The sequence below is a fragment of the Sedimentibacter sp. MB35-C1 genome (genome assembly GCF_030913635.1).
GTDB lineage: Bacteria > Bacillota > Clostridia > Tissierellales > Sedimentibacteraceae > Sedimentibacter.
This window is the reverse complement of record NZ_CP133188.1, coordinates 2,810,145-2,836,838: the sequence shown is the minus strand read 5'-3', so window position 1 is coordinate 2,836,838 and position 26,694 is coordinate 2,810,145. Positions and strand designations below refer to the sequence as shown.

At 36.5% G+C, this 26,694-nt stretch carries 24 protein-coding genes, 1 tRNA gene and 1 other annotated feature; of the genes, 24 read left to right on the top strand and 1 reads right to left on the bottom strand.

The annotated features are described in order from the left end of the window. Positions 1-178 precede the first annotated feature (178 nt). The 4 genes from thrC (at position 179) to RBQ61_RS13775 (ending at position 4,303) form a co-directional block, all read left to right on the top strand. Complete coding sequence (gene thrC, locus RBQ61_RS13790) at positions 179-1,663, top strand: threonine synthase (RefSeq protein WP_308137816.1); 1,485 nt, start codon at positions 179-181, stop codon at positions 1,661-1,663. Between the two features lie 73 nt (positions 1,664-1,736). Beyond that, positions 1,737-2,615: a homoserine kinase gene (gene thrB / locus RBQ61_RS13785; protein ID WP_308137815.1), complete on the top strand. Its 879-nt coding sequence runs from the start codon at positions 1,737-1,739 to the stop codon at positions 2,613-2,615. 29 nt (positions 2,616-2,644) lie between these two features. Next, the gene (locus RBQ61_RS13780; RefSeq protein ID WP_308137814.1) at positions 2,645-3,082 is read left to right on the top strand and encodes an ACT domain-containing protein; all 438 of its coding nucleotides are present in this window, start codon (positions 2,645-2,647) and stop codon (positions 3,080-3,082) included. Between the two features lie 9 nt (positions 3,083-3,091). Beyond that, entirely contained in the window at positions 3,092-4,303 is a 1,212-nt protein-coding gene (locus RBQ61_RS13775) for a patatin-like phospholipase family protein (RefSeq protein WP_308137813.1), read from the top strand. A 67-nt stretch (positions 4,304-4,370) separates the two neighbouring features. Here the strand turns inward: RBQ61_RS13775 and RBQ61_RS13770 are convergent, their stop codons facing one another. Continuing rightward, positions 4,371-5,780 (bottom strand): N-acetylmuramoyl-L-alanine amidase, encoded by a 1,410-nt coding sequence (locus tag RBQ61_RS13770; protein WP_308137812.1) that lies wholly within the window; start codon positions 5,778-5,780, stop codon positions 4,371-4,373. 171 nt (positions 5,781-5,951) lie between these two features. On the opposite strand from RBQ61_RS13770, the gene cysS reads away from it, so the two are divergent. The 20 genes from cysS (at position 5,952) to fusA (ending at position 26,682) form a co-directional block, all read left to right on the top strand. After that, on the top strand, positions 5,952-7,373 hold the full coding sequence (gene cysS / locus RBQ61_RS13765; protein WP_308137811.1) for a cysteine--tRNA ligase: 1,422 nt from the start codon (positions 5,952-5,954) through the stop codon (positions 7,371-7,373). Next, positions 7,355-7,825, top strand: coding sequence for a Mini-ribonuclease 3 (locus RBQ61_RS13760; RefSeq protein ID WP_374049884.1), 471 nt, complete (start codon positions 7,355-7,357; stop codon positions 7,823-7,825). The genes cysS and RBQ61_RS13760 overlap by 19 nt, the downstream gene beginning before the upstream one ends. Beyond that, entirely contained in the window at positions 7,812-8,540 is a 729-nt protein-coding gene (gene rlmB, locus RBQ61_RS13755; RefSeq protein WP_374049883.1) for a 23S rRNA (guanosine(2251)-2'-O)-methyltransferase RlmB, read from the top strand. Before RBQ61_RS13760 ends, rlmB begins: the two co-directional genes overlap by 14 nt. Before the next feature lies 1 nt (position 8,541). After that, positions 8,542-9,060, top strand: a complete 519-nt coding sequence (locus tag RBQ61_RS13750) for an NYN domain-containing protein (protein WP_308137810.1) — start codon at positions 8,542-8,544, stop codon at positions 9,058-9,060. A gap of 204 nt (positions 9,061-9,264) precedes the next feature. Next, positions 9,265-9,918: a sigma-70 family RNA polymerase sigma factor gene (locus tag RBQ61_RS13745; RefSeq protein WP_308137809.1), complete on the top strand. Its 654-nt coding sequence runs from the start codon at positions 9,265-9,267 to the stop codon at positions 9,916-9,918. A gap of 131 nt (positions 9,919-10,049) precedes the next feature. After that, a tRNA-Thr gene (locus tag RBQ61_RS13740) sits at positions 10,050-10,125 on the top strand. Between the two features lie 42 nt (positions 10,126-10,167). After that, positions 10,168-11,361, top strand: a complete 1,194-nt coding sequence (tuf, locus tag RBQ61_RS13735) for an elongation factor Tu (protein WP_308137803.1) — start codon at positions 10,168-10,170, stop codon at positions 11,359-11,361. Between the two features lie 498 nt (positions 11,362-11,859). Beyond that, a complete protein-coding gene (gene rpmG / locus RBQ61_RS13730) occupies positions 11,860-12,009 on the top strand; it encodes a 50S ribosomal protein L33 (protein ID WP_019227378.1) in 150 nt (49 codons plus the stop codon). A 20-nt stretch (positions 12,010-12,029) separates the two neighbouring features. Next, complete coding sequence (gene secE, locus RBQ61_RS13725) at positions 12,030-12,242, top strand: preprotein translocase subunit SecE (protein ID WP_213927182.1); 213 nt, start codon at positions 12,030-12,032, stop codon at positions 12,240-12,242. A 17-nt stretch (positions 12,243-12,259) separates the two neighbouring features. Continuing rightward, on the top strand, positions 12,260-12,787 hold the full coding sequence (gene nusG / locus RBQ61_RS13720; RefSeq protein WP_213927181.1) for a transcription termination/antitermination protein NusG: 528 nt from the start codon (positions 12,260-12,262) through the stop codon (positions 12,785-12,787). A 47-nt stretch (positions 12,788-12,834) separates the two neighbouring features. Beyond that, entirely contained in the window at positions 12,835-13,260 is a 426-nt protein-coding gene (gene rplK, locus RBQ61_RS13715) for a 50S ribosomal protein L11 (RefSeq protein ID WP_213927180.1), read from the top strand. Between the two features lie 55 nt (positions 13,261-13,315). Further along, positions 13,316-14,014 (top strand): 50S ribosomal protein L1, encoded by a 699-nt coding sequence (gene rplA / locus RBQ61_RS13710; protein ID WP_308137808.1) that lies wholly within the window; start codon positions 13,316-13,318, stop codon positions 14,012-14,014. 36 nt (positions 14,015-14,050) lie between these two features. Then, positions 14,051-14,169: a sequence feature (ribosomal protein L10 leader region), on the top strand. Positions 14,170-14,239: 70 nt separating this feature from the next. Beyond that, positions 14,240-14,743 carry a 50S ribosomal protein L10 gene (gene rplJ, locus RBQ61_RS13705; protein ID WP_308137807.1) on the top strand — a complete coding sequence of 168 codons (504 nt, stop codon included), beginning with the start codon at positions 14,240-14,242 and terminating at the stop codon, positions 14,741-14,743. Positions 14,744-15,055: 312 nt separating this feature from the next. Next, on the top strand, positions 15,056-15,436 hold the full coding sequence (gene rplL / locus RBQ61_RS13700; protein ID WP_213927177.1) for a 50S ribosomal protein L7/L12: 381 nt from the start codon (positions 15,056-15,058) through the stop codon (positions 15,434-15,436). A gap of 342 nt (positions 15,437-15,778) precedes the next feature. Continuing rightward, positions 15,779-19,507: a DNA-directed RNA polymerase subunit beta gene (rpoB, locus tag RBQ61_RS13695; RefSeq protein WP_308137806.1), complete on the top strand. Its 3,729-nt coding sequence runs from the start codon at positions 15,779-15,781 to the stop codon at positions 19,505-19,507. A 50-nt stretch (positions 19,508-19,557) separates the two neighbouring features. Then, positions 19,558-23,076, top strand: a complete 3,519-nt coding sequence (gene rpoC / locus RBQ61_RS13690; protein ID WP_308140123.1) for a DNA-directed RNA polymerase subunit beta' — start codon at positions 19,558-19,560, stop codon at positions 23,074-23,076. A 137-nt stretch (positions 23,077-23,213) separates the two neighbouring features. Further along, a complete protein-coding gene (locus tag RBQ61_RS13685; RefSeq protein ID WP_308137805.1) occupies positions 23,214-23,447 on the top strand; it encodes a ribosomal L7Ae/L30e/S12e/Gadd45 family protein in 234 nt (77 codons plus the stop codon). Between the two features lie 25 nt (positions 23,448-23,472). Then, on the top strand, positions 23,473-23,892 hold the full coding sequence (gene rpsL, locus RBQ61_RS13680) for a 30S ribosomal protein S12 (RefSeq protein ID WP_213927175.1): 420 nt from the start codon (positions 23,473-23,475) through the stop codon (positions 23,890-23,892). A 208-nt stretch (positions 23,893-24,100) separates the two neighbouring features. After that, entirely contained in the window at positions 24,101-24,571 is a 471-nt protein-coding gene (gene rpsG, locus RBQ61_RS13675) for a 30S ribosomal protein S7 (RefSeq protein ID WP_213927174.1), read from the top strand. 47 nt (positions 24,572-24,618) lie between these two features. Next, positions 24,619-26,682: an elongation factor G gene (gene fusA, locus RBQ61_RS13670; RefSeq protein WP_308137804.1), complete on the top strand. Its 2,064-nt coding sequence runs from the start codon at positions 24,619-24,621 to the stop codon at positions 26,680-26,682. Positions 26,683-26,694 lie beyond the last annotated feature (12 nt).

Here is a 26,694-nt window from a genome sequence, read left to right as displayed (position 1 = left end):
TGTTTGAAGTCATTTTATCATAGATTGCAGTCCTTGAAAACCAGAACTTTTAAGCTTACTAAAAAGGTGCTGCACAAAATATTTTTTGTATTAGTTTTGTTTTATTTTAAAAAACACTTGTAATAATTTCAAGAACAGTGTATCATAGAATATTATTAGAAAGACAACGGAGGAAACGATGTTTCAAGCTTATGAAAGTACAAGAAATTCAAATTTAAAATCATCGGCATCTATTGCAGTTCTAAAAGGCATTGCTGATGACGGTGGTCTATATGTAATGAGGAATCTGGAAAGCATAAAAATTAATATAGAAAAACTTAAGGATATGAGTTATAAGGAAATGGCTGAGACTATCCTTAAGGAAATGCTGGATGATTTTTCGAAAGATAAAATTAAAGAATGCGTTGATAAAGCATATACGGGAAAATTTAGTACAGATGAAATTGCACCTGTGGCAAAGGTTGGAGATAATTATATCACAGAGCTATTCCACGGCCCAACGTCGGCATTTAAGGATGTGGCGCTTTCCATACTTCCTCATTTGATGACTGCTTCATATGGGATGAATAATATTAGCAATGAGGTAATAATACTTACTGCAACGTCAGGAGATACAGGAAAGGCTGCACTAGAGGGTTTTAAAAATGTTGATGGAATAAAAATAGCCGTGTTTTACCCTGAAGGTGGAGTGAGCGAAGTGCAGAAGACGCAGATGGTAACACAGGAAGGAAACAATACCTACGTATGTGCAATCAGAGGAAATTTCGATGATGCGCAAACAGGCGTAAAAAAGATGTTTACAAATGAAAGTCTTATATGCGAGCTCAAGAAAAACAACAAAATATTTTCCTCCGCAAATTCTATAAATATTGGAAGGCTGGTTCCTCAAATAGTATATTACTTCTATTCCTATATGAAACTTGTGGAAAGAGGATCAATAAAAATGATGGACAAGGTTAATTTCTCAGTCCCAACAGGAAACTTTGGCAATATATTGGCCGGATTTTATGCAAAAATGCTTGGGCTACCTGTTAACAAGCTAATATGCGGTTCTAATGAAAATAATGTATTATATGACTTTATAAAAACAGGGATTTATGATAGGAACAGGAAATTTTATAAAACAATATCTCCTTCCATGGATATATTAGTTTCAAGCAATTTGGAAAGGCTTTTATACTACATGAGCGGTAAGAATAATGAAGAAGTTAAATCGCTTATGGAACTGCTAAGCACAGAGGGCAGGTATGAAGTGTCTGATAAAATTAAAAAAGAGATAAAAGATTATTTTTATGCTGAATGTGTTTTTGAAAGCGATACTGAAAAGACAATTAAGGAAACATTTGAAAATTACGGTTATCTTCTAGATACTCATACCGCTGTTGCGTACAAAGCACTTGAGGATTACAAGAAAGAAACGAAGGACAAAACTGTAAGTGTAATTATGTCTACAGCAAGCCCTTACAAATTTTCAGGGAGTGTTTATGAGTCTTTGTACGGTAAGTCTGACAAGGATGAATTTGAAATAATGGAGGAACTTTTTAAGAAAACAGGAGTTTCAATTCCCAACAATTTAAGGGGGCTGAAAAACAAGAAGGTAATCCATACAGCAGTGTGTGAAAAGGGAGAAATGGAAGATTTCGTAAAAAAAATAGCAGAATAGAAATTTCGTTATAAATAGCCAGAATAACGATGTTATATGCATTGTTTGTGATTGGCTGCAGCAAGGAGATAAAATGATTAAAGTAACAGTTCCAGCAACTACGGCTAATATGGGCCCAGGGTTTGATACGTTAGGGCTTGCACTTAATATGTACAACATATATAGATTTGAAGAAATAAATGAAGGCCTTATTATTGAAGGCTGCCCGGAAAAATATATAAATGAAGACAACTTAGTCTATAAATCATTTATGATAGCTGCCGAAGAAATAGGCAGAACAGTTAAAGGCCTGAAGGTAAGTATGAATACAAACATTCCTGTTTCAAGAGGCCTTGGAAGCAGCTCTGCATGTATTGTGGGGGGGGTATTTGGAGCGAATGCACTTCTAAAAGGAGGGCTGTCTAAGGATGAACTCTTCAAAATTGCAGTAAATATTGAAGGGCATCCTGATAATATAGCGCCTGCGGTTTACGGCGGACTTACGGCATCAATAATGGATGGTGGAACTCCGTTCAGCATGCATTACAACATTAGCGAGAAGCTAAAATTTTGCGCTGTTATACCAGATTTTGAAACATCTACATGTGAGGCAAGGAAGCTTCTGCCAAAGGATGTACCATTCCAGGATGCGATTTTTAATGTTTCAAGGACGGCAGTGCTTTTAAAAGCATTGGAGGAAGGAAATATTGATGTTATCAATGTTGCATTAAAGGATGTTCTTCATCAGAAATACAGAAAGGCTATGATACATGAGTTTGAAGACGTTGAAAAAATATGCAGGGAAAACGGAAGTTCTGCGTTTTTTATAAGCGGCTCAGGACCGACATTGATGAATATTATTGTAAACTCAGATTTTACAAATGCTATAAAACATAGTATAATGAATTTGAAATATAATTGGGAAATAAAGTATTTATCGGCAGATAAAGAAGGTGTAATAATAGAATATTAATTCAAAATATAAACTCAAGAGGTGGGCATATGTTAAGGAAGTATTTGATAGTAAGCAAGAAAATTTTACCTGATGTTTATGAAAAAGTTATTGAAGCTAGAAATTTGATAAACAACGGAAATGTTAAAGGCATCAGTGAAGCAGTCAAAATGGTCGGTATAAGCAGAAGCACTTATTATAAGTACAAGGATTATGTTTTTTCTCCTTCGGAAAACTCAATTGGAAGAAAGGCTGTCATATCCATGATGCTCAAGCATGAAAAAGGAGTGTTGTCAATTGTGCTAAACTGCATGTCTTCAGAAAATGTCAATATTCTTACAATTAACCAGAGTATTCCCATAAATGGAAAAGCGTCTGTTAATCTGTCTCTGGATATATCTGATATAAGCAGGTCAGTCGATGATGTAATTGCAGAACTCAAGAAGATCAAGGGTGTAAGTGCTGTAAAATTATTATCTATAGAGTAGGAAAATAAAATGTATGGATTAGTTTTAGAGGGCGGAGGCGCCAAAGGTGCATACCACGTCGGTGCTTTTAAAGCGCTGAAGGAGCTTGGCATAGAAATAGGTGGAATAGCTGGAACATCAATAGGTGCCATAAATGGTGCAATGATGGTTCAGGGAGATTACAATTTATTGGAGAAGGTTTGGTACGGCATCAATTCCTATGAATTGTTTGATATAGACGAAAAAGCAATTAAGGATTTGAGAAAGCTTAATCTGCAAGAAATAAATTTTTCATATCTTCTTCATCAGTCCAGAGAAATTTTAAATAATCGAGGGCTGGATACATCTAGGATACGTGAATTGTTTGATACTTATATAGATGAAGATGTTATCAGAAATTCAAAGGTTGATTTTGGAATTGTAACGGTTGATTTAACAGATAAAAAACCTTTGGAGCTTTATAAGGATGACATCCCTAAGGGAAAACTTATAGATTTTTTAATTGCAAGTGCAAATTTGCCTGCTTTCAGAATTGAAGAGATGGATGGCAAAAAATATCTGGATGGAGGATTTTATAATAATCTTCCTATTGGCTTGCTATATAAAAAAGGTTACAAGGATATAATTGCTGTGCGAACAATGGCTATGGGAGTTGTTCGAAGAGTAAGAGAAAAGGACATAAAAATTACATATGTGCAGCCGGCTGAAGGAAGTTTGGGCGGTATGTTAGGAGCGCTGGATTTTAACAGAGAAAAAGCTGATCAGCTCATAAAACTTGGATACTATGATACAATGAAAGTTTTTAAAAAGCTGAAGGGATTTAAATATTACTGCATTCCTCACGAGGGTAGTTTTATAGAGCTGATTCTTAATTATATGTTAACTAACAGAAGCAAGATCGAAAAAATTGCTGAGACACTTGGTTTTGGAGATGCAAGTTTTGATAGGGTTCTGTTCGAAAAAATTATGCCTAGAATTGAAAACATACTTGATATGAAGGGAAGAGCTGATTATGAGGATATATGCATAAGATTTTTCGAATCTATAGCTGAAAAGGTAGGAATAGAAAGGTTTAAGATGTATGATTCATTGGAATTTTTTAATCTGACAATAAAAGCATTCAGAGAAAAGCCAATTAGCTATACGAAAAATTTGCCTTCATTCATTAAACACAATAAAATATTGTCGCTGGCTGTAAAGGAAGACCTTATGGTTGAAATATTCAGCGAACTATTCTTATAAAAAAAGATTCTTCTATCTTGCATCAGAATGGTAAAGCCACTGGAGTAAGTGAAGAATCTTTTTTACATTATTTGAAATAATCAACGATACCATTAGCTATTTTCTGAACCATTATATTCTGAAAACTTCCGTTGTATATATTCATTTCCTCCTGCGGATTGGTCATAAATCCGATTTCAATAAGGGCTGCCGGCGTATTTGTTTCTCTAAGCACTTCATAGTTTCTGTCTAGAATTCCATCTCTATACACTCCGTTAATAGTTACAGCATTAAGATAAATCGCCTTTGCTAGGTCGAATCCGTGAGATGGGCTCTTGTATTTTATTGTGTTGTAGTACGTTGACAGTCCAAAATAATCCTTATTGTCCAGGGCGTTGTGGTGTATTGACAAAAGTATGTCTGTACCAAGAGTATCTGCCATTTTTCCTCTTTCTTTGTTTGTTATGTAGTAATCTCCCGTTCTTGTTAAGTAGACTTTTGCTCCCATATTTTCCAAAACTGCTTTCAAATTTACCGCAACTTCAAGATTAATATACTTTTCATATTTTCCAGAATAACTTATTGCTCCGGGATCTTTTCCGCCGTGACCGGGATCAATTAGAATGGATTTTCCAGCCAGCGGATTTACCTCGTTTAAGTAATAGGAGTAGCACCACCCAACTATACCGTTTTCTGAAATGATTTTATTCCACCCGTTTTCTTCCCCAACTATTTTTACTATGGAGCCTTTACTTAGCACGTCTGCTACTTCGTGTTCCATGGAAGGGCCTGATCTGATATTCAAATCATCTGTGGTTCTTTTGTATTCCATATTACTTTCGGAATAATAATTTTTGTTGTAAGTTGTGAGCCAGCCGGCTACATATCCGGTTGTCCCTTCTGGAGTTTTTATCTGGAACCATCCATTTTTTTCAGAGATTACTTCGTATGAGTCATATCTGTTTCCCGTTGCAATTACACTGCTGTTTGTACTTGCTTTGTCACGAATGTTAATTTTGTCATACAGCAGGTATATTTGAGAAGACGCCTCATATTCTATGTCAGTAAGCCAGCTTGCCACATAACATTCTTCTTCATTAAATTCTATTATATGCCAGCTGTGATATGTATCTATGTATTTTGCCTTTTCTCCCGGTACAAGTTGTCCGACATTTTCGGAAAGTGTTGTGGCAGATGTGCGAACATTTACTTTATAAGAGGTATTGTTAACAACATATTTTTCCGCAGGTACGGTAACGAAATATTTTTCAATCCATCCCTCAGTTCCCGAGTCTGTTTTTACATTGTACCAATCGTTTTTTTTATCTATAATTTTGAGCTTAGTGTTTAAGTCCAATGCTTTTGTGACGGCTGATGTGTAATCAGTATTTTTGTACAGCGCAATGCCATTAATGTTCGTATAGCCAACCTGCATCGCATAAGCAGTAGAAATGGAAAGAATAGAAATGATGATAATCGTGAACAGTGTTTTTTTCATGCCGACCCCCTTTGTGTATATTCATAATAACATTATACTAACATTTTTCGACAAGTTATCCGTTACAGTATTATTACATTAGAAGATGCAATGGTAAAAAATAGCTTGATACTATCATTTCTGTATTATATAATAATTCTAAAATAGAATAAAAATTGGGGAGAGATTCGAATGAAACTTTATAATACTTTATCAAGATCTATCGAAGATTTTAAACCTATAGATGAAAAAATGGTAAAAATGTACACATGCGGACCTACTGTATACAATTATGCGCATCTGGGAAATTTAAGGACGTACATACATGAAGATATACTGGTAAAAACATTGAGATATTTGGGATACAACGTTAAGAGAGTAATGAACGTAACCGATGTTGGGCATCTGGAGTCGGATGCAGACGAAGGTGAGGATAAGATGCTCAAGGGAGCAAAAAGAGAAAATAAAACTGTGTGGGAAGTAGCACAGTACTATATGGATGCTTTTTTTTCCGATATTGAAAAGCTCAATATTAAAAATCCAGATGTGGTGGCTAGGGCAACTGACTACATAAAAGACTACATAGAGTTTATAAAAGGTCTAGAAGAAAAGGGTTATACTTATATTGCAAATGGCAATGTATATTTTGATATAACTAAAGTAGATGATTATACAAAGTTGTCTGGGATGGATTTGGATCAGCTTAAAACAGCTTCCAGAGAAGACGTTTCAGTAGATATACATAAAAAAAGTCCTCAGGACTTTGTTCTGTGGTTTACAAAGTCAAAATTTGAAAACCAGGCTATGAAATGGGATTCTCCTTGGGGAGTTGGCTATCCGGGTTGGCATATTGAATGCTCCGTAATAAGCCTTAAGAATCTTGGGGAGGAGATGGATATTCACTGCGGCGGCGTTGATCATATTCCTGTGCATCACACTAATGAAATTGCTCAGACAGAAAGTTATACTGGAAAACCTTGGGTAAAATACTGGTGGCACGGAGAATTTTTAATTGACCAGGAAGGGAAAATGAGCAAATCGAGAGGCGAGTTTCTGACTCTTTCTTTGGTTGAAAAAAAGAGATATAAACCTTTGTCATACAGATATTTTGTGTTGAATTCTCACTATAGAAAGCAACTTGCATTTTCGTTTGATTCGCTGGCATCAGCTGAAAACGCATATATGAAGTTAAAGAGCAGGGTAAAAGCAATAAAGGATAGTGCCGGAAGTGACTTGAGCAGTGTAGAATTATCAGAATCAGCTAATAAATTTAAAGAAGAGTTCAAGAGCTGCCTTGAAGATGATTTAAATACGGCAAATGCAATTACAATACTGTATAATATGCTTAAATCAGAGGACATTAATAATGCGGAAAAAATTAAGCTGGTTGAGAACTTTGATCAGGTTCTATCATTGGATTTATTAAAAGAAGATGAAGTGGAAGAAATTCATGATGATATGGTTGAATATGTAGAGGAAATGATAGCTAAGAGGCAGGAAGCAAAGAAAAATAAAAATTATCAATTGGCTGATGAGATAAGAGCTGAACTTTTAGAAAAGGGCATAGCGTTGGAAGATACAAGACAGGGTGTAAATTGGAAAAAAATAAATTAGAAAATAAAGAAAATGAATTCTTGAAAAAAATGAATGAAAAAATACCAAAAGAAAACCATTTGATGTATTCGCCTGCACAGCTGGCATATGCGGGTGATGCGGTTTATGAACTTATGGTCAGAAGCTATATTATTCACAGCCGGGATGTAAATGTGAATAAAATGCATAAACTATCAGTAAAATTTGTTAAGGCTAATGCTCAGGCATATTTAATCAATAAGCTTGACAGCGAGCTTAGCGAGGAAGAAAAAAGAATAGTTAAGCGGGGAAGAAATGCTAAGGTTACATCTTCGCCCAAAAATGCAGAACTAATGGAATACAGGTATGCAACAGGCTTTGAAGCACTGCTTGGATACCTGTATCTAAGCAATAATATTGACAGGCTGATTTTTTTGTTTAATAAAATTATAGAAATAATAGATGAAAAGGATGAAAAACATGAGGATAATTGAAGGAAGAAATCCGGTTATTGAAGCGTTGAGAAGTGATGCGCAGATAGATACAATTTTAGTTAGCAGGGAAGCTGCTCAAGGATCATTAACGAAAATAATCGAGCTTGCCAAGAATAAAAACATAATTGTAAAGAATGTTGATAAGTCTACCTTGGACAGATTAAGTGAGAACAAAAGACACCAGGGAGTAATTGCAGAAGCCATGGAATATGAGTACAAGGAAATTGACGATATACTTAACTGCGCCATAGAAAAAGGTGAAAAGCCTTTTGTTATAATTCTTGACGGTATAACAGATGTTCATAATTTTGGTGCAATAGTGCGTACTGCTGAGTGCATGGGAGCACATGGGGTAATAATACAAAAAAGAAGAGCTGCGCAGGTCAACGGTGTTGTATCAAAATCATCAGCCGGCGCCGTTGAATATATCCCAATTGCCAGAGTTACAAATATTAGCCAAGCTATAGATGAATTAAAAGAAAAGGGCTTGTGGATATACGGTGCAGACATGAACGGAAAAGAGGTTTGGGAGGAAAAGTTTGATTCTCCTGTAGGTCTTGTAATAGGAAGCGAAGGCTCTGGGATAAGTCGTCTGGTTAAGGAAAAATGCGATAATCTTGTGAAAATTCCAATGAAAGGCAAAATTAATTCATTGAACGCATCATGTGCCGCTTCTGTAATTATATATGAAATAATGAAGCAAAGGACAATCTGAAATGTCTAGAACAAAAAAAGAATATCTATTCATTGATGGTTATAATGTTATAAATCAGTGGTGGTATTACAAGGATATATCAAAAAATATTGCTAACAGCAGAAATAAGTTTATTGAACTTCTAGTTGAGTATCAGGCCTACAGAGGAATAAAGGTGATTGTAGTCTTTGATGCTCACCTTGTAAAGGGAAGTATCGAAAAAATAGAAACAACAGCTGGGGTTAAGGTTGTGTATACAAGGGAGCATGAAACTGCTGACAGCTATATTGAAAAACAGTTGGATAAAATAGGCCGCTACGAAATTGTGCAGGTTGCCACGTCAGATAATGCCATTCAGCAAATCGTACTGGCTCGTGGCGGAACAAGGATATCTGCTCAGGAAATGCTTCTTGAACTTGAAAAAACAAAAAAAGATATTAGGACAAAAACCGACAAAAGAGAACAAAAGGGAACAAATATTGACCAAATATTGGACAAGGAAACTTTGAATAAGCTTGAAAAAATCAGAAGAAACATTTAGCGTCTTGACATATTATGTAAATATTAATATAATTTTCTTGAAACACGTATAAATTTTAACATAGTTTTGGGGGGATGATTTATCTTCTGCTTAAAAAGCTAAACAACTTTTGAAGCTATAGATAGTGGAGGATATATTCTGCTCTGTTTATTATAATTTCAATAAGGATTTATAAGATATTATTAATAGCGGCGGAGTGTATATATGATAAGTTCAATTAGCATTTATAACAATTTGAATTATTATAAACAGGAATATGACAAATTTTCTGACGAAGAGCTTATATGCTTGATTAAAGAATGCAATGAACAAGCAGAAAGATGTTTGTTTAAAAGGTATTCATTTATAGTTAAGAGAATAGCAAGCTCCTTTTTTATTATTGGAGGAAGTATCGATGATTTATTTCAGGAAGCTATGATAGGGCTAATAAACGCCATGAACAGCTATGACGAGGGTAACGGGAGCAGTTTTAGAACATATGCCGAGATATGCATAAGAAGGCAGATAATATCTGCTATAAGAAAGACTAAGTCTTATGAGATGATAATAAGAAATACTTCCTTCTACGATTTTTCAAATGAAGTAGAAGAAATTATTCTGGCGAACGAATATACCGATTTAAATAGTAATCCAGAAAACGTTTTGATACATGAAGAAGAAAAAAATCAATACAGCAGTGTCACTTCAGAAATATTAAGTAATTTTGAAAGGATTGTACTGGCTGAATATGGGAAGGGTAAGTCTTATGAAGAAATTTCGGCTACACTTAACAGAAATATAAAATCAATTGACAATGCGCTCCATAGAGCTAAGAAAAAGATCATCTGCAACAGAAAAAAACTGTTAAAAGATATGTGATGTTAAAGCTGATTACTTAGCCATTATTACCCCGTTGTTATACAATTATTCTTTATCCTAATTTTACTATTGATTTATTTTATTTTTGTTGGTATAATTTACATTGACAAATTTAGACTATTTGACATAATGCTTGCGTAGCTCAGGCGGTAGAGCACTTCATTGGTAATGAAGAGGTCGGCAGTTCGAGTCTGCTCGTAAGCTCCAACTAAATAAAAACTATATTAAATATTCCAGGAGGAAGCAAATATGGCAAAAGCAAAATATGAAAGAAGTAAGCCCCATGTTAATATAGGAACAATTGGGCACGTTGACCATGGTAAGACTACATTAACAGCGGCAATTACTAGAACACTGCATGATAGATTTGGCACAGGAGAAAGCGTAGCATTTGATAATATCGATAAGGCTCCGGAAGAAAGAGAAAGAGGAATCACTATATCGACATCACACGTTGAGTATGAAACTGCAAACAGACACTATGCACACGTTGACTGCCCAGGCCATGCTGACTATGTAAAGAACATGATAACTGGAGCAGCACAGATGGACGGAGGAATACTTGTTGTTTCTGCAGCTGATGGTCCTATGCCTCAGACAAGAGAGCACATCCTTCTTTCAAGACAGGTTGGTGTTCCAAGATTAGTAGTATTCTTAAACAAAGAAGATATGGTAGATGATCCAGAATTAATCGAATTGGTAGAAATGGAAATCAGAGAATTATTATCTGAATATGAATTCGATGGAGACAACACTCCAATAGTAAAAGGTTCAGCATTAAAAGCTCTTGAAGATCCTTCAGGAGAATGGGGAGACAAAATTATCGAATTAATGGCAGCGGTAGACGAATGGATACCAACTCCAGAAAGAGACATAGATAAACCGTTCTTAATGCCTGTAGAGGATGTATTCTCAATAACAGGAAGAGGAACAGTTGCAACAGGAAGAGTAGAAAGAGGAGTTCTGAAGGTACAGGATAAAATCCAGATAGTTGGATTAGCAGAGGAGCCAGCAGAAACAGTTTGTACAGGTGTAGAAATGTTCAAGAAATTACTTGATCAGGCACAGGCAGGAGATAATATCGGAGCACTGTTAAGAGGAATTCAGAGAAATGAAATCCAAAGAGGTCAGGTATTAGCAAAACCAGGTACAATAACACCACATACAAAATTTAATGCAGAAGTTTATGTATTAACAAAAGAAGAAGGTGGAAGACATACACCATTCTTTAACGGATACAGACCACAGTTCTATTTCAGAACAACAGATATAACAGGCCAGATCGACCTTGAAGAAGGAACAGAAATGTGCATGCCTGGAGATAACGCAAGATTTATAGTAGAATTAATCCACCCAATAGCAATAGAAGAAGGATTGAGATTCGCTATCAGAGAAGGCGGAAGAACAGTTGGTTCAGGTGTTGTTACAAGTATAATAAAATAAGAAGCCCTAACCCTATTTTTCAGAGCGGTTTTTTCTGAAAAATAGCGGTAGGTCTTTCGCAATGAGTTCCCAATTAATGCGAGCGAAAGCGAGCAAATGAATTGGTGAACGAAACTGCGCGAAGCCCTAACCCTATTTTTCAGAGCGGTTTTTTCTGAAAAATAGCGGTAGGTCTTTCGCAATGAGTTCCCAATTAATGCGAGCGAAAGCGAGCAAATGAATTGGTGAACGAAACTGCGCGAAGCCCTAACTCTATTTTTCAGAGCGGTTTTTTCAAAAAAACTATTGACAACTTAGAAACAATATTGTAAAATAAACTGTAATTTTTTAAAAAAGCTTTTGCTTTGCAGGAGCTTTTTTTAGTGGATAAAAATTTTATGAATTAATTGTAAAAATAAGGTAATCATAAAAATAAAATTATTGACAGTGAAATTGTTTTGTGATATCTTATATTGGATAATGAGTCTTATTAACTAATAAGGGTCTGGAGGTGTTGAAATGAGAGTAGCAGTTAAACTGGCCTGCACAGAGTGCAAACAAAGAAATTATGATACAGAAAAAAACAAAAGAGAAAACCCTGAAAGAATAGAGTTGAACAAATATTGTAAATTCTGTAAAAAACATACTCTTCACAAGGAAACAAAATAACCGTATTGAGGTGTTGGTAAATGTCAAATAGAGAAAATGAAAAACCAAAATTTACAGCTCGTGTAAGTAATTATTTTAAAGGCGTAAAAGCAGAATTAAAAAAAGTTAATTGGCCTACTAAAAAGGAATTAACAAATTATACCGTTGTAGTGCTGGCTACTACTTTTACTATGACACTTGTAATTTGGGGACTAGATCTCATATTCCAAAATTTGGTTGCGTTGATTGTATAAGAAGGAGTAATTCGGGTATGAAGCAAGAATCACAAGGACCAAGATGGTATGTTGTTCATACATATTCGGGACATGAGAACAAAGTAAAAGCAAATATCGAAAAATTAGTGGAAAACAGAGAAATGCAGGATACTATTTTCGAAGTCAGAGTGCCGGTTGAAGAAGTTGCAGAAGTTAAAAACGGCAAGAAGAAAATGAAAGAAAGAAAAATGTTCCCGAGTTATGTTATAATTAAAATGATAATGACTGATGAATCTTGGTATCTTGTAAGAAATACAAGAGGTGTGACTGGCTTTGTTGGTCCTGGATCCAAACCCGTTCCATTGACAGATGAAGAAGTAAAAGCACTTGGTGTTGTTGATAGGCTTCCTGCAATTGAACTTGTACCTGGAGATACCATCAAGGTAAAAGAAGGACCTTTTGAGGACTTTATCGGTGCTGTAGAAAGCATCAGTCAGGAAAAAAGAAAAATTAAAGCTTTTGTATCAATGTTCGGAAGAGAAACTCTTATTGAACTTGATTATGAACAGATTGAAAGAGTGTAATACTTTTCAATAGATACATGCGTTTCGTATGAAGGAGGTGCAACAATATGGCTAAAAAGGTAACAGCTATAGTAAAACTGCAAATACCAGCAGGAAAGGCTACTCCAGCTCCACCGGTTGGTACAGCTTTAGGACCTCATGGCGTGAATATTATGGGATTTTGTAAAGAATTCAATGCAAAAACAGCTGATCAGGCAGGTATGATTATACCGGTTGTATTAACTGTCTATCAAGATAGATCATTTACATTTATCACAAAGACTCCGCCTGTGGCAGTTCTAATTAAAAAAGCAGTTGGAATTGAAAGCGGTTCAGGAGAACCAAACAAAAAGAAAGTAGCAACACTTTCAAAGGCAAAATGCGAAGAAATCGCTAAAGTTAAAATGCCGGATTTAAACGCTAATACAATAGAAGCAGCTATGAGTTTAGTAGCAGGTACTGCAAGAAGTATGGGCGTTACAGTAGAAAAATAACAATGGCACTGTGGGAGGCCCTAAAGGCTGTTTGACCACTAAGGAGGTTAATGATATGCCAAGAAGAGGAAAAAAATATCAAGACAGTATAAAATCAATTGATAAATTGAAATTATATGATTTAGAAGATGCTGTGGAAGTGATGCTTGCAACAGCAAAAGCTAATTTTGACGAAACAATAGAATTGCACGTTAAATTAGGTGTAGATTCAAGACATGCAGACCAACAAGTAAGAGGAGCTATAGTTCTTCCGCATGGAACTGGAAAGACAGTTCGTGTATTGGTATTTGCTAAGGGCGACAAGGCTAAAGAAGCTACTGACGCCGGAGCAGATTTCGTAGGAGAAGCTGAGTTAGCTGATAAAATTCAAAAAGAAAACTGGTTTGATTTTGACGTTGTTATAGCAACTCCTGATATGATGGGTGTTGTAGGTAGACTTGGTAGAGTGTTAGGTCCAAAAGGATTAATGCCGAACCCAAAATCAGGAACAGTTACATTTGATGTAGCAAAAGCTATTCAGGAGATTAAAGCAGGTAAGGTTGAATACAGACTTGACAAAACAAATATTATTCACGTTCCTGTAGGTAAAAAATCTTTTGGTTCAGAAAAATTGGTTGACAATATTAGAACAATGGTTCAGGCGATTGCTAAAGCTAAGCCGGCTGCAGCTAAAGGTAAATATATGAAAAGCTGCGTTGTTGCTAGCACAATGGGACCGGGACTAAAAGTTAATACGTCAAAAGTATCTGAATAGTATCGGCTTTGGAACTATCTTAAATTGATAAATTAATCGACAATTAAATAAATACCGCAGACAGTTGGTGCTGTAAAATAGCTTAAATATCCGACCGAGGTGAGAACTAATAAATCAATTTCTCTTCGTCTGCGGAGAGATTTTTTTATGTGTTCCGGATAATTCCATAGGATGGAATAAATTTGTGAACAGGACTGCAATTTTTATAAGGAGGTGTAGTTAGACGTGAATCAAACAGCTTTAGAACAGAAAAAACAGGTAGTGAGTGATATAACAGAGAAGTTTAGAAGTGCTAAATCGATTGTGTTGGTTGAATATAACGGCCTGACAGTTGAAAAAGCTACTGAATTAAGAAATAAGTGCAGAGAAGTAGGCGTTGATTACAAAGTGTATAAAAATACATTAATGCGCTTTGCGTTTGAAGAACTAGGCTATAAGGATATGACTTCCAATTTGGAGGGACCAAATGCGGTTGCAATTTCTTTCGACGATGAAGTATCTGCTGCAAAAGTAACAAATGACTTTGCTAAGACAAGCAATGACACTCTTGTAATTAAAGCCGGTATATCTGAAGGCAAGGTTATGAATGCGGATGAAGTAAAAGCATTGGCAAGTGTTCCGTCAAGAGAAGTACTTCTTGCACAGTTGGCTGGAGTATTACAAGGAAATATCAGAAATCTTGCTTATCTGCTTGATCAAGTAGCTAAGAAAGACGAAGAAGTAGCGTAAGAAGCCCTAACCCTATTTTTCAGAGCGGTTTTTTCTGAAAAATAGTTGGTAGGTCTTTCGCAACGAATTCCCAAAATATGCGACGTAAGGAGCAAATATTTTGGTGAATGAGACTGCGCGAAGCCCTAACCCTGTTTTTCAGAGTGATTTTTCTGAAAAATAGTGGTAGATCTTTCGCAATAAGTTCCCAATGTATACGAGCGATAGCGAATAAATAAATTGGTGAACGAAACTGCGCGAAGCCCTAACCCGGCTGCGCAAAATGTAAAAACAAATAAAATTAAAATATAATATACCAGGAGGTAATTTGAAATGGCAAGTGAAAAAATAACAAACTTTGTTGAAGAAATAAAGAAGTTATCAGTATTAGAATTAAATGAATTAGTAAAAACAATAGAAGAGGAATTTGGTGTATCAGCAGCAGCTCCTGTAGCGGTAGCTGGTGCAGCAGCAGGCGGAGCAGCAGCTGCAGCAGAAGAAAAAACTGAATTTGATGTAGTGTTGACAGCAGCAGGCGGCGGAAAAATTAAAGTAATAAAAGTAGTAAGAGAGTTAACAGGGCTTGGTTTGAAAGAAGCAAAGGATGCTGTTGACAAAGCACCTACAACATTAAAGTCAGCTGTTTCTAAGGAAGATGCTGAAAAAATGAAAGAAGCTTTAGAAGCTGAAGGCGCATCTGTAGAAATCAAATAATTGAATTTAATTATTTAAATTACATTGACAATAAAAGGCTTTACGCAAAAAAGTAAAGCCTTTTTTTCAATTAATGTTGTATATTTTTTTAAATATTGTAAATAATAATTAAGGCGCATTTTCTAAAATATGCTTTATTTTGAAGAGTATTCTGTTTTTGTAATTTATTGTATTGGAGTAATTTTTGACGATTAGTATCAAAAGAAATTGATGAAATTATTAAATAATTTTAAAAAATGTATTGACAGAAAAAAATCATAGTGATAATATATTATATTGCCATGAGCATAAAATGTTGGCACAGAATTTGTATGCCAAAAAAAATTACTAAGGGGTGAAAAAATGCCGCATCCTGTGAAAATAGGTAATAGAGTGAGAATGACTTACTCTAAAATTGATGAAGTTTTAGATTTGCCGGATTTGATTGAGGTTCAGAAAAGATCGTACGAATGGTTTTTAAGTGAAGGACTTAAAGAGGTATTTGACGATATTTCTCCCATCGAGGATTATACCGGCAATTTAATTCTGGAGTTTGTGGATCATTCTTTATATGGAGAACCTAAATTCAGCGAAGTAGAATGTAAAGAAAGAGATGCAACGTATTCAGTTCCTTTAAAGCTAAAAGTAAGACTTATTAATAAAGAAACTGGAGAGATTAAGGAGCAAGAAACATTTATGGGTGATTTTCCTCTAATGACTGACAGAGGAACATTCATTATTAACGGAGCAGAGCGTGTTATTGTCAGCCAGCTAGTCAGATCGCCCGGAGTTTATTACAATATGACTAGGGATAAGGTAGGTAAGGAACTTTATGAGGCTACACTTATTCCAAACAGAGGGGCATGGCTTGAGTATGAAACGGACTCAAACGATATTATATATGTAAGAGTAGACCGTACAAGAAAACTTCCGGCCACAGTGCTTGTTAGAGCCATGGGGCTTTCTTCAAATTCTCAGATTATCGAAACGTTGGGAGAAACGGAGCAGCTTTTGAAAACGCTGGAAAAGGACAACACTGCAAATTCAGACGAAGCACTAATAGAAATATATAAAAGATTAAGACCGGGAGAACCACCGACACTTGATAGCGCTTCTTCTTTAATAAATTCCCTTTTCTTTGACCCAAAAAGATATGATCTTGCAAAAGTCGGAAGATATAAGTTTAACAAAAAGTTAAGTTTTGAAAATAGAATTATGGGAAGACGTTCCGCTGAAGACGTAGTAGACAAAGAAACCGGAGAAATCTTAGTACATAAAGATTATCAATTCAACAGCGAAACGATACAAAAATTAGAAGCAGCGGGTATATTTGAAGTAGCTGTTTTTAATGCTGACGAAAAGGTAACCAAAGTATTATCGAATAAGTTTGTAGATCCGGAAGTATTTGGCTTAGATATAGATTTTGAGAAAATTGGTTTAAAAGAACGTGTTTTCTATCCCGTTATGAAAAAAATACTTGAAGAAAACAGTTCTGTTGAAGATATTGAAAAGGCCATAATTGATAATATAAAGCTGCTTTCTCCTAGACATATTATTGTTGAGGACATGATGGCTTCTGCAAATTACCAATTGGGCTTGTTTAAAGGTGTCGGTGATACCGATGACATAGATCATTTAGGCAACAGAAGGCTTAGATCTGTAGGCGAGTTACTTCAAAATCAGGTAAGAGTAGGCCTTTCCAGAATGGAAAGGGTAGTCAGAGAAAGAATGACTATTCAAGATGTTGATGTTGTGACACCACAAGTCTTGATTAATATTAGGCCTGTTTCCGCTGCGATTAAAGAATTTTTTGGTTCCAGTCAGCTTTCTCAGTTTATGGACCAGACAAATCCTTTAGCTGAGCTTACGCATAAAAGAAGAATGTCTGCATTGGGACCTGGAGGATTGTCAAGGGACAGAGCAAGCTTTGAAGTAAGAGACGTTCACCATTCACATTACGGAAGAATGTGCCCTATTGAAACTCCAGAAGGCCCTAACATCGGACTTATTACATCTCTTGCAACTTATGCAAGAATAAATGACTATGGATTTCTTGAGGCTCCATACAGAAAAGTAGATAAAGAAACAGGCCGTGTAACAGATACAATTGATTATATTACGGCTGATATAGAAGATACAAAGATAATTGCTCAGTCTAATGAACCATTGAATGAAGATGGTACATTTGCTCATACGCGTGTTGTTGTAAGAGGTATAGACGGTGTCAATGAAATTGTTTCAAGAGATAAGGTTGATTATATGGAGGTTTCTCCTAAGCAGGTAATATCAATTGGTACTGGTATGATTCCGTTCCTTGAAAATGATGACGCTAACCGTGCTCTTATGGGTGCTAACATGCAGCGACAGGCTGTTCCTCTGCTTGTAACAGAGGCTCCTGTTATAGGAACGGGTCTTGAGTATAAAGCGGCAAAGGATTCAGGTGCTGTTATTGTAGCGGATAACGATGGAGTTGCTATTTCTGTAAATTCATCGGAAATTTTAATCAAAAGAAGCGATAACGGAATGATTGAAAAGTATCCTTTGCTGAAGTTTAAGCGTTCTAACAGCGGTACATGCATCAATCAAAGACCGATAATCAACAAGGGTGAAGAAATAAAAAGAGGTCAGATCATTGCGGATGGCCCTTCTACGGATAACGGAGACATGGCCATAGGAAAGAATCTTATGATAGGCTTTATGACTTGGGAAGGTTACAACTACGAGGATGCCATGCTGCTCAATGAAAAGCTTGTTATGGATGATGTGCTTACATCTCTCCATATTGAAGAATATGAATCTGAAGCGAGAGATACAAAATTAGGACCGGAAGAAATAACAAGAGACATTCCGAATGTTGGAGACGATTCACTTAAGGATCTTGATGAAAGAGGTATAATCAGAATCGGAGCAGAAGTAAAATCCGGAGATATACTTGTAGGAAAGGTTACTCCTAAAGGTGAAACAGAATTAACAGCTGAAGAAAGACTGTTGAGGGCAATTTTCGGCGAAAAAGCTAGAGAAGTAAGAGACACTTCATTGAAGGTTCCTCACGGTGAAACGGGTATAATTGTTGACGTTAAAGTATTTACAAGAGAAAACGGTGATGAATTAAGTCCCGGAGTAAGCAAAATGGTAAGAGTTTATATTGCAACAAAACGTAAAATAAATGTAGGTGACAAAATGTGTGGTCGCCACGGTAACAAAGGTGTTATATCGAGAATTATGCCTGAGGAGGATATGCCGTTCCTGCCTGACGGAACTCCGTTGCAAGTAGTGTTAAATCCTTTGGGCGTGCCTTCGCGTATGAACATAGGCCAGGTTTTGGAAGTCCACCTTGGACTCGCTGCTAAAAAGCTTGGATGGAATGTGGCTACACCTGTTTTTGACGGAGCGATAGAAGATGATATATGGGATGCCCTTGAAATGGCTGGATATCCTAGAAGCGGTAAAATTGAACTGAGAGACGGACGTTCCGGCGAATATTTTGATGGACCTGTAACTGTCGGCTACATGTATATGCTTAAACTCCATCACTTGGTTGATGATAAAATACATGCTCGTTCAACAGGACCTTATTCATTGGTAACTCAGCAGCCTCTTGGAGGTAAAGCTCAGTTCGGAGGACAAAGGTTCGGAGAAATGGAAGTTTGGGCTCTGGAAGCATATGGCGCGGCTCATACATTACAGGAAATACTTACGGTTAAATCTGATGATGTTAATGGTAGGGTTAAAACATACGAAGCCATCGTTAAGGGCGAAAATATTCCTGAACCTGGAATTCCTGAATCATTTAAGGTACTTGTAAAAGAATTGCAGAGTTTATCGCTGGATATTAAAATTATTACCAGCGAAAAAGATGAAGTTGAAATAGTTGACACGATGGATACTGATGATGATACCCATATTGACGGAGAGAACCTCGGAGATATGACTTATGTTGAAGAAGAAGGAATGAACGAGGTCGATATTCAAAGCAACTCTGAAGAAGTTGGGGAAACTGATGATGTTGATGTTGAAGATATTGACGATGTTGATGTCTATGAAGAGGATATTGATGTAGAAGATGACTATGACAGTGAAGATGATTTTTAAGATACAAGAAGGACCAGGTGAACAAAATTATAATGAAGGGAGCGAACTCCTTGATAGATTACAATAATTTCGAATCAATAAGAATTGGCTTGGCATCTCCGGATAAAATCAGACAATGGTCTAGAGGAGAAGTTAAAAAACCAGAAACAATAAATTATCGTACATTAAAGCCAGAGAAAGACGGTCTTTTCTGTGAAAAAATATTTGGACCTACTAAAGACTGGGAATGTCATTGCGGAAAGTATAAAAGAGTAAGATATAAAGGTGTTGTTTGTGACCGATGCGGAGTTGAGGTTACAAAAGCAAAGGTAAGAAGAGAAAGAATGGGGCACATTGAGCTTGCTGCCCCGGTATCTCACATATGGTATTTTAAAGGTATACCATCTAGAATGGGATTAATTCTAGATATGTCTCCAAGAGCGTTGGAAAAAGTTTTGTATTTTGCACAATATGTTGTTACTGAAGCAGGTGACACTTCTTTGTCTGAAAAACAGCTTTTGACAGAAATGGAGTACAGAGAATATAAAGACCATTATAAAAATGCTTTTAAGGCAGAGATGGGTGCGGAAGCAATAAAAAAACTTCTTGAAAAAATAGACCTTGAAAATGAAGCTGCCGAGCTTAAAAGTCAGCTGAAGGATAGCAAAGGACAGAAAAAAATAAGAATAACAAGAAGATTGGAAGTCATTGAAGCTTTTAGAATTTCAGGCAACAGACCGGAATGGATGATTTTAGATGCTGTACCTGTTATTCCTCCGGAATTAAGACCGATGGTTCAACTTGACGGTGGGCGTTTTGCTACATCAGACTTAAACGATCTTTACAGAAGAGTTATAAACAGAAACAACAGATTGAAGAGGCTTCTTGATTTAGGAGCACCTGACATAATAGTAAGAAATGAAAAAAGGATGTTACAGGAAGCTGTTGACGCATTAATAGATAATGGAAGAAGAGGAAGACCTGTAACAGGCCCAGGAAACAGACCATTAAAATCTCTGTCAGATATGCTTAAAGGAAAGCAAGGGCGTTTTAGACAAAACCTACTGGGAAAGAGAGTTGACTATTCAGGCCGTTCGGTTATAGTTGTCGGTCCTGAGCTTAAATTTAACCAGTGCGGCCTTCCGAAAAAGATGGCTCTTGAGCTTTTCAAGCCGTTTGTTATGAAGAAACTTGTTGAGAATGGAACGGCACACAATATTAAAAGCGCAAAGAAAAAAGTTGAAAAGGTGGATACTGCAGTATGGGACGTATTAGATGAAATAATCAAAGACCATACGGTAATGCTTAACCGTGCACCTACGCTTCACAGACTTGGAATTCAGTCATTTGAGCCTGTGCTTGTTGAAGGAAAAGCTATCAAGCTGCACCCTTTGGTATGTACGGCATACAATGCCGACTTTGACGGAGACCAGATGGCGGTACACGTTCCTTTATCGGTAGAAGCGCAGGCAGAATCAAGATTTTTGATGATGTCAACAAACAATATTTTGGCTCCAAAAGACGGAAGACCTATTACCACACCTACACAGGATATGGTTCTTGGAAGCTACTACATGACCTTGGAAATAGAAAACTCAAAGGGACATGGAATGGTTTTTAAAGACTATGATGAAATGATGTTGGCATATTTCAATCAAAACATTGATTTGCATGCCAGAATAAAGCTGAGAAAGACAATAGACGGAGAAACCAGGTTTGTTGAAAGTACTGCAGGAAGGTTTATATTTAACGAAAATATTCCTCAGAATCTAGGCTTTGTTGACAGAGAAAAAGACAAATTCTCACTTGAAATTGATAAAACAGTTACGAAAAAACATCTTGAGGAAATAATATACAGATGTTTTAGAAAATACGGCAACTCAAAAACAGCTGACGTATTGGATGGAATAAAGTCAAAAGGCTATAAATATTCCACAAAGGGAGCAATAACAATAAGTGTCAGCGACATAACTGTTCCTGAAAAAAAGAAAGAACTTATTGAAAAAGCTGAAAAACAGGTTATCGAATATGAAAAGAAGTACAGAAGAGGTTTGATGACCGATGAAGAAAGATACGAAAATGTAATTAAGATTTGGAATCAGACAACTGAAGATGTTACAGAGGCGTTGATGAGTAACTTGGACCCTCTAAATTCTATTTATATCATGTCAGTATCCGGAGCCCGTGGAGGCCGTAACCAGATAAAACAGCTGGCAGGTATGCGTGGACTTATGGCGAGTGCCACAGGTAAGACAGTTGAGGTTCCGGTTAAGTCAAACTTCCGAGAAGGACTTACAGTTCTTGAATTCTTCCTTTCAGCTACAGGAGCTCGAAAAGGATTAACAGATACGGCTCTTAGAACAGCAGACTCAGGTTATTTAACAAGAAGGCTTGTAGATGTAAGCCAGGATGTTATTGTAAGAGAAGTTGATTGTGGTACAACAGACGGAATTGAAGTTGAAGCTTTTGTTGACGGTAAAGAAGTGATAGAAGAATTAAGTGAAAGATGTGCAGACAGATATGCTTCTGACGATATTATAAACCCTGAAACAGGTGAAATAATGGTGAAATCCGGAGGATTTATTTCCGAAGAAACTGCACATAAAATTCAGGATTCAGGTATAAAAAAGGTTAAAGTAAGATCCGTTTTGACGTGCAAGACTCCTCATGGGGTGTGTGCAAAATGCTATGGTACCAACCTTGCTACAGGAAAGCTTGTTAATGTTGGAGGAGCAGTTGGAATCATTGCTGCTCAGTCAATTGGCGAGCCTGGTACACAGCTTACAATGCGTACGTTCCATACCGGCGGTATTGCTGCGGCAAGTGATATAACTCAAGGTTTGCCTCGTATAGAGGAGCTTTTTGAAGCAAGAAAGCCGAAAGGCCAGGCAATAATTTCAGAAATTCCTGGTAGAGTTACATTAACGGAAAAAATTCATAAAAGAGAAGTTACAATTACAAACAACGAATCTATGGAAAGCAAGACATATTTGATACCTTATGGGTCAAAGGTACTTGTTTCCGAGGGGGATCACCTAGAAGCCGGAGATAAGATTACGGAAGGTTCAGTTAATCCTCATGATATTATGAACATAAAAGGAATGAAAGCCCTTGAATCGTATATTCTTATGGAGGTTCAAAGGGTTTACAGAATGCAGGGTGTTGACATAAGCGATAAGCATGTTGAAGTAATAGTAAGACAGATGGTAAATAAAGTTCGAATTGAGGATTCGGGCGATACTAGTCTTCTTCCTGGCAGTCTGGTGTCATCATTTGAGTTTAAAGAACAGAATGATAAAGCCATTGAAGAAGGAAAAGAGCCTGCTGTTGGTGAGGTTGCATTGCTTGGTATTACAAAGTCATCACTTGCCACGGATTCATTCCTTGCATCTGCATCATTCCAGGAGACAACAAGAGTATTAACAGATGCCGCTACAAAGGGAAAAGTTGATAGTTTGATTGGACTTAAAGAAAATGTCATTATAGGTAAACTTATACCGGCGGGAACAGGAATGAAGAAATACAGAAATATTGGAGTAACCACTAAAGATGTTGAAATAGAAGAAAAAGAAGAACCTGTTAATGAGTAAATGAAAGTTGAAAAAATATTTGACATCTAAAAAATAAGATGGTAGAATACTCTAGTGTTTTAATCCTTAAATAATTGTACTCGGTTCATGGAATATAGCATATCCATGAACTGAGTAATTAGTAAAGGGTGATTGCAATGAAAGACAACAACAAAATAGTAATAGGAAAGAAGCAGACTTTGAGAGCTTTATCCAGAAATGAAGCTGTAAAGATATATATATCAAAGGATGCTGATTTGCATGTTACTAAACCCATCACAGATGCGTGCAAGGAACATAATGTTGAAATAGTTTATTTTGATACTATGAAGGAACTTGGATTAGTCTGTGGTATTAATGTAAACGCAGCGGCGGCTGCCGTTTTAAAATAAAAATATTTTGCAAGGAGGTGCACGAATGCCATCGATTAACCAGTTAGTGAGAAAAGGTAGAGAAAGAGTAACATATAAGTCTAATTCTCCAGCATTGAATGTAAGCTACAACACACTTCAGAAGAAGATGAATGAATCACATTCACCTCAAAAAAGAGGAGTTTGTACTTCAGTTAAGACTGTAACACCTAAAAAACCTAACTCAGCTTTAAGAAAAATTGCCAGAGTTAAATTAACAACAGGTGTTGAAGTTACAGCTTATATTCCAGGAGTAGGCCACAACTTACAAGAGCATAGCGTTGTTCTTATAAGAGGCGGAAGAGTTAAAGACTTACCAGGGGTTAGATATCACATTGTAAGAGGTACCCTTGATACAGCTGGTGTTGCTAAGAGAAAGCAAGCAAGATCCAAGTATGGAGCTAAAAGGGAAAAACAGAAAAAATAATTAGATGATATCCGGCACACTATGCAGGTTATGATGCATCGCGCCATAATATATATATACAATTTTTAATGTTATGTTGAGAAATTGTCGCATTGATGCTTCAGGTGTTAACATATAACACGGTTGCAAAGATGAATGCATTTTGTGCACGACGGCATATTATTTGTCGAGTACCTGTGAATTAAATTATGTTAAGGAGGGAAGCAAAGTGCCAAGAAAAGGTCACATACCTAAAAGAGAAGTAATGGAAGATCCAATATACAAAGATAAAGTTGTTTCTAAACTGATCAACCAGCTTATGTATGATGGAAAAAAAGGTGTTGCTCAAACAATCGTATATGATGCTTTTGACATCATGAAAGAAAAAACAGGTGAAGATCCTTTGGAGATTTTTACAAAAGCTATGAACAACATCATGCCAGTTCTTGAAGTTAAAGCAAGAAGAGTCGGCGGAGCAACTTATCAGGTTCCTATCGAAGTTAGACCAGAGAGAAGACAAACTTTGGGATTAAGATGGCTCGTAGGTTATTCTCGAAAAAGAGGAGAAAAAACCATGCGTGAAAAGCTTGCAAAAGAAATAATGGATGCAGCTAATAACGTAGGAGCAAGTGTTAAGAAAAGAGAAGATACACACAAAATGGCAGAAGCTAATAAAGCATTTGCACACTTTAGATGGTAATAATCTAAGTAGTAAGGTTTTATTCGCAGCGTGAAGGAGGGAAAAAAATGAGAGAATATTCTTTAGAAAATACAAGGAATATTGGTATAATGGCGCATATCGATGCAGGAAAAACTACATGTACCGAAAGAATCCTGTTCTATACCGGGAAGATTCATAAAGTAGGAGAAACTCACGAAGGTGCATCTCAGATGGACTGGATGGAGCAAGAGCAGGAAAGAGGAATAACAATAACTTCAGCTGCAACTACTTGTAAATGGCAAGATGTAAGAATTAACATCATCGATACACCTGGTCACGTAGACTTTACAGTTGAAGTTGAGAGATCGCTTAGAGTGCTCGATGGTGCGGTAGCAATATTTGACGCAAAAATGGGAGTTGAACCCCAATCAGAAACTGTTTGGAGACAGGCAGATAAATATAATGTACCTAGAATTTGTTTTGTAAACAAAATGGATAAAATGGGTGCTAACTTCATATATTCATTGGGAACAATGCATGAAAGATTAAAGGCAAACGCAGTTGCTATTCAACTGCCAATAGGTGCAGAAGACCAATTCCACAGTATTATAGACCTGATTGAAATGAAAGCTGTACGATATAACAATGACTTGGGAACTGACGAAGATGTTATTGATATACCGGAAGACTATGTCGATCAAGCTAATGAATATAGAGATAAGTTAATTGAAGCATTAGCGGATTATGATGAAGTAATAATGGAAAAATACTTAAACGGCGAAGAATTTTCCGTTGAAGAAATAAAAGCAGCTATAAGAAAGAGCACAATTGCAAATGAGATAGTACCAGTTCTTTGTGGTACTGCATATAAGCATAAAGGTGTTAAACTGCTTTTAAATGCGATTATTGACTTTTTACCAAATCCGTTAGAAGTTCCTCAGATGAAAGGCTTTGATCCAGATACTAATGAAGAAATAATAAGGGAACCTGCTGATGAATCACCATTAGCAGCATTGGCATTTAAAATTATGACAGACCCGTTTGTTGGAAAACTTACATTCTTCAGAATATATTCTGGAACGATGGAATCCGGAAGCTACGTTCTTAATTCAACTAAGAATAAGAAAGAGAGAATCGGAAGAATTCTTCAGATGCATGCTAACAAAAGAGAAGAAATTAGCGAGTCCTATACAGGAGATATAGAAGCTGCTGTTGGTTTGAAGTTTACAACTACAGGAGACACATTGTGTGATATGAGCCATCCAATATTACTGGAATCAATGGAATTCCCAGATCCAGTTATTGAAGTTGCTATTGAGCCTAAGACTAAAGCAGGACAAGAAAAAATGGGTATAGGTCTTCAGAAGCTTGCTGAAGAAGATCCAACATTTAAAACATATACAAACCCTGATACAGGGCAGACAATTATTGCAGGTATGGGTGAACTTCATTTGGAAATCATCGTTGACAGACTTTTAAGAGAATTCAAAGTTGAAGCAAATGTAGGTAAGCCGCAAGTATCTTACAAAGAAACAGTTACAAGTAACGCAGACGTTGACGTTAAGTATGCAAGACAGTCAGGTGGTAAAGGACAGTATGGTCATGTTAAAATTACCATGGAACCTCAAGAACCTGGCCAGGGCATTACATTTGTCAATGCAATTACAGGCGGAGTTATTCCGAGAGAATATATACCAGCAGTTGAGGCAGGAGTAAGAGGCGCAGCTGAAAACGGTATATTGGCCGGCTATCCGGCAATAGATTTTAAAGTAACATTATATGACGGTTCATACCACGAAGTAGACTCTAGTGAGATGGCGTTTAAAATCGCTGGTTCTATGGCATTTAAACAGGCGATGGAAAAAGCGAAACCAGTATTGCTTGAGCCTTACATGAAAGTTGAAATAACAACACCTGAGGAATATTTGGGAGATGTTATGGGAGATGCTAACTCTAGAAGAGGAAGAATCGAAGGCTTTACGGACAGAAACGGCGTTAAGGTTGTAGATGCATTTGTTCCGTTGTCAGAAATGTTCGGATATGCGACTACATTGAGATCTATGACTCAAGGAAGAGCAAGTTATTCAATGGAATTCGATCACTATGAAAAAGTTCCTAACAGCGTAGCTGAAAAAATAATTAATAAATAATTTTATCCAGGA

Excerpts from the sequence above, each read along its gene's own strand:
- thrC (WP_308137816.1), top strand. The coding sequence starts at position 179 with ATGTTTCAAGCTTATGAAAGTACAAGAAATTCAAATTTAAAATCATCG.
- thrB (WP_308137815.1), top strand. The coding sequence starts at position 1,737 with ATGATTAAAGTAACAGTTCCAGCAACTACGGCTAATATGGGCCCAGGG.
- RBQ61_RS13780 (WP_308137814.1), top strand. The coding sequence starts at position 2,645 with ATGTTAAGGAAGTATTTGATAGTAAGCAAGAAAATTTTACCTGATGTT.
- RBQ61_RS13775 (WP_308137813.1), top strand. The coding sequence starts at position 3,092 with ATGTATGGATTAGTTTTAGAGGGCGGAGGCGCCAAAGGTGCATACCAC.
- RBQ61_RS13770 (WP_308137812.1), bottom strand. The coding sequence starts at position 5,780 with ATGAAAAAAACACTGTTCACGATTATCATCATTTCTATTCTTTCCATT.
- cysS (WP_308137811.1), top strand. The coding sequence starts at position 5,952 with ATGAAACTTTATAATACTTTATCAAGATCTATCGAAGATTTTAAACCT.
- rlmB (WP_374049883.1), top strand. The coding sequence starts at position 7,812 with ATGAGGATAATTGAAGGAAGAAATCCGGTTATTGAAGCGTTGAGAAGT.
- RBQ61_RS13750 (WP_308137810.1), top strand. The coding sequence starts at position 8,542 with ATGTCTAGAACAAAAAAAGAATATCTATTCATTGATGGTTATAATGTT.
- RBQ61_RS13745 (WP_308137809.1), top strand. The coding sequence starts at position 9,265 with ATGATAAGTTCAATTAGCATTTATAACAATTTGAATTATTATAAACAG.
- tuf (WP_308137803.1), top strand. The coding sequence starts at position 10,168 with ATGGCAAAAGCAAAATATGAAAGAAGTAAGCCCCATGTTAATATAGGA.
- rpmG (WP_019227378.1), top strand. The coding sequence starts at position 11,860 with ATGAGAGTAGCAGTTAAACTGGCCTGCACAGAGTGCAAACAAAGAAAT.
- secE (WP_213927182.1), top strand. The coding sequence starts at position 12,030 with ATGTCAAATAGAGAAAATGAAAAACCAAAATTTACAGCTCGTGTAAGT.
- nusG (WP_213927181.1), top strand. The coding sequence starts at position 12,260 with ATGAAGCAAGAATCACAAGGACCAAGATGGTATGTTGTTCATACATAT.
- rplK (WP_213927180.1), top strand. The coding sequence starts at position 12,835 with ATGGCTAAAAAGGTAACAGCTATAGTAAAACTGCAAATACCAGCAGGA.
- rplA (WP_308137808.1), top strand. The coding sequence starts at position 13,316 with ATGCCAAGAAGAGGAAAAAAATATCAAGACAGTATAAAATCAATTGAT.
- rplL (WP_213927177.1), top strand. The coding sequence starts at position 15,056 with ATGGCAAGTGAAAAAATAACAAACTTTGTTGAAGAAATAAAGAAGTTA.
- rpoB (WP_308137806.1), top strand. The coding sequence starts at position 15,779 with ATGCCGCATCCTGTGAAAATAGGTAATAGAGTGAGAATGACTTACTCT.
- RBQ61_RS13685 (WP_308137805.1), top strand. The coding sequence starts at position 23,214 with ATGAAAGACAACAACAAAATAGTAATAGGAAAGAAGCAGACTTTGAGA.
- rpsL (WP_213927175.1), top strand. The coding sequence starts at position 23,473 with ATGCCATCGATTAACCAGTTAGTGAGAAAAGGTAGAGAAAGAGTAACA.
- fusA (WP_308137804.1), top strand. The coding sequence starts at position 24,619 with ATGAGAGAATATTCTTTAGAAAATACAAGGAATATTGGTATAATGGCG.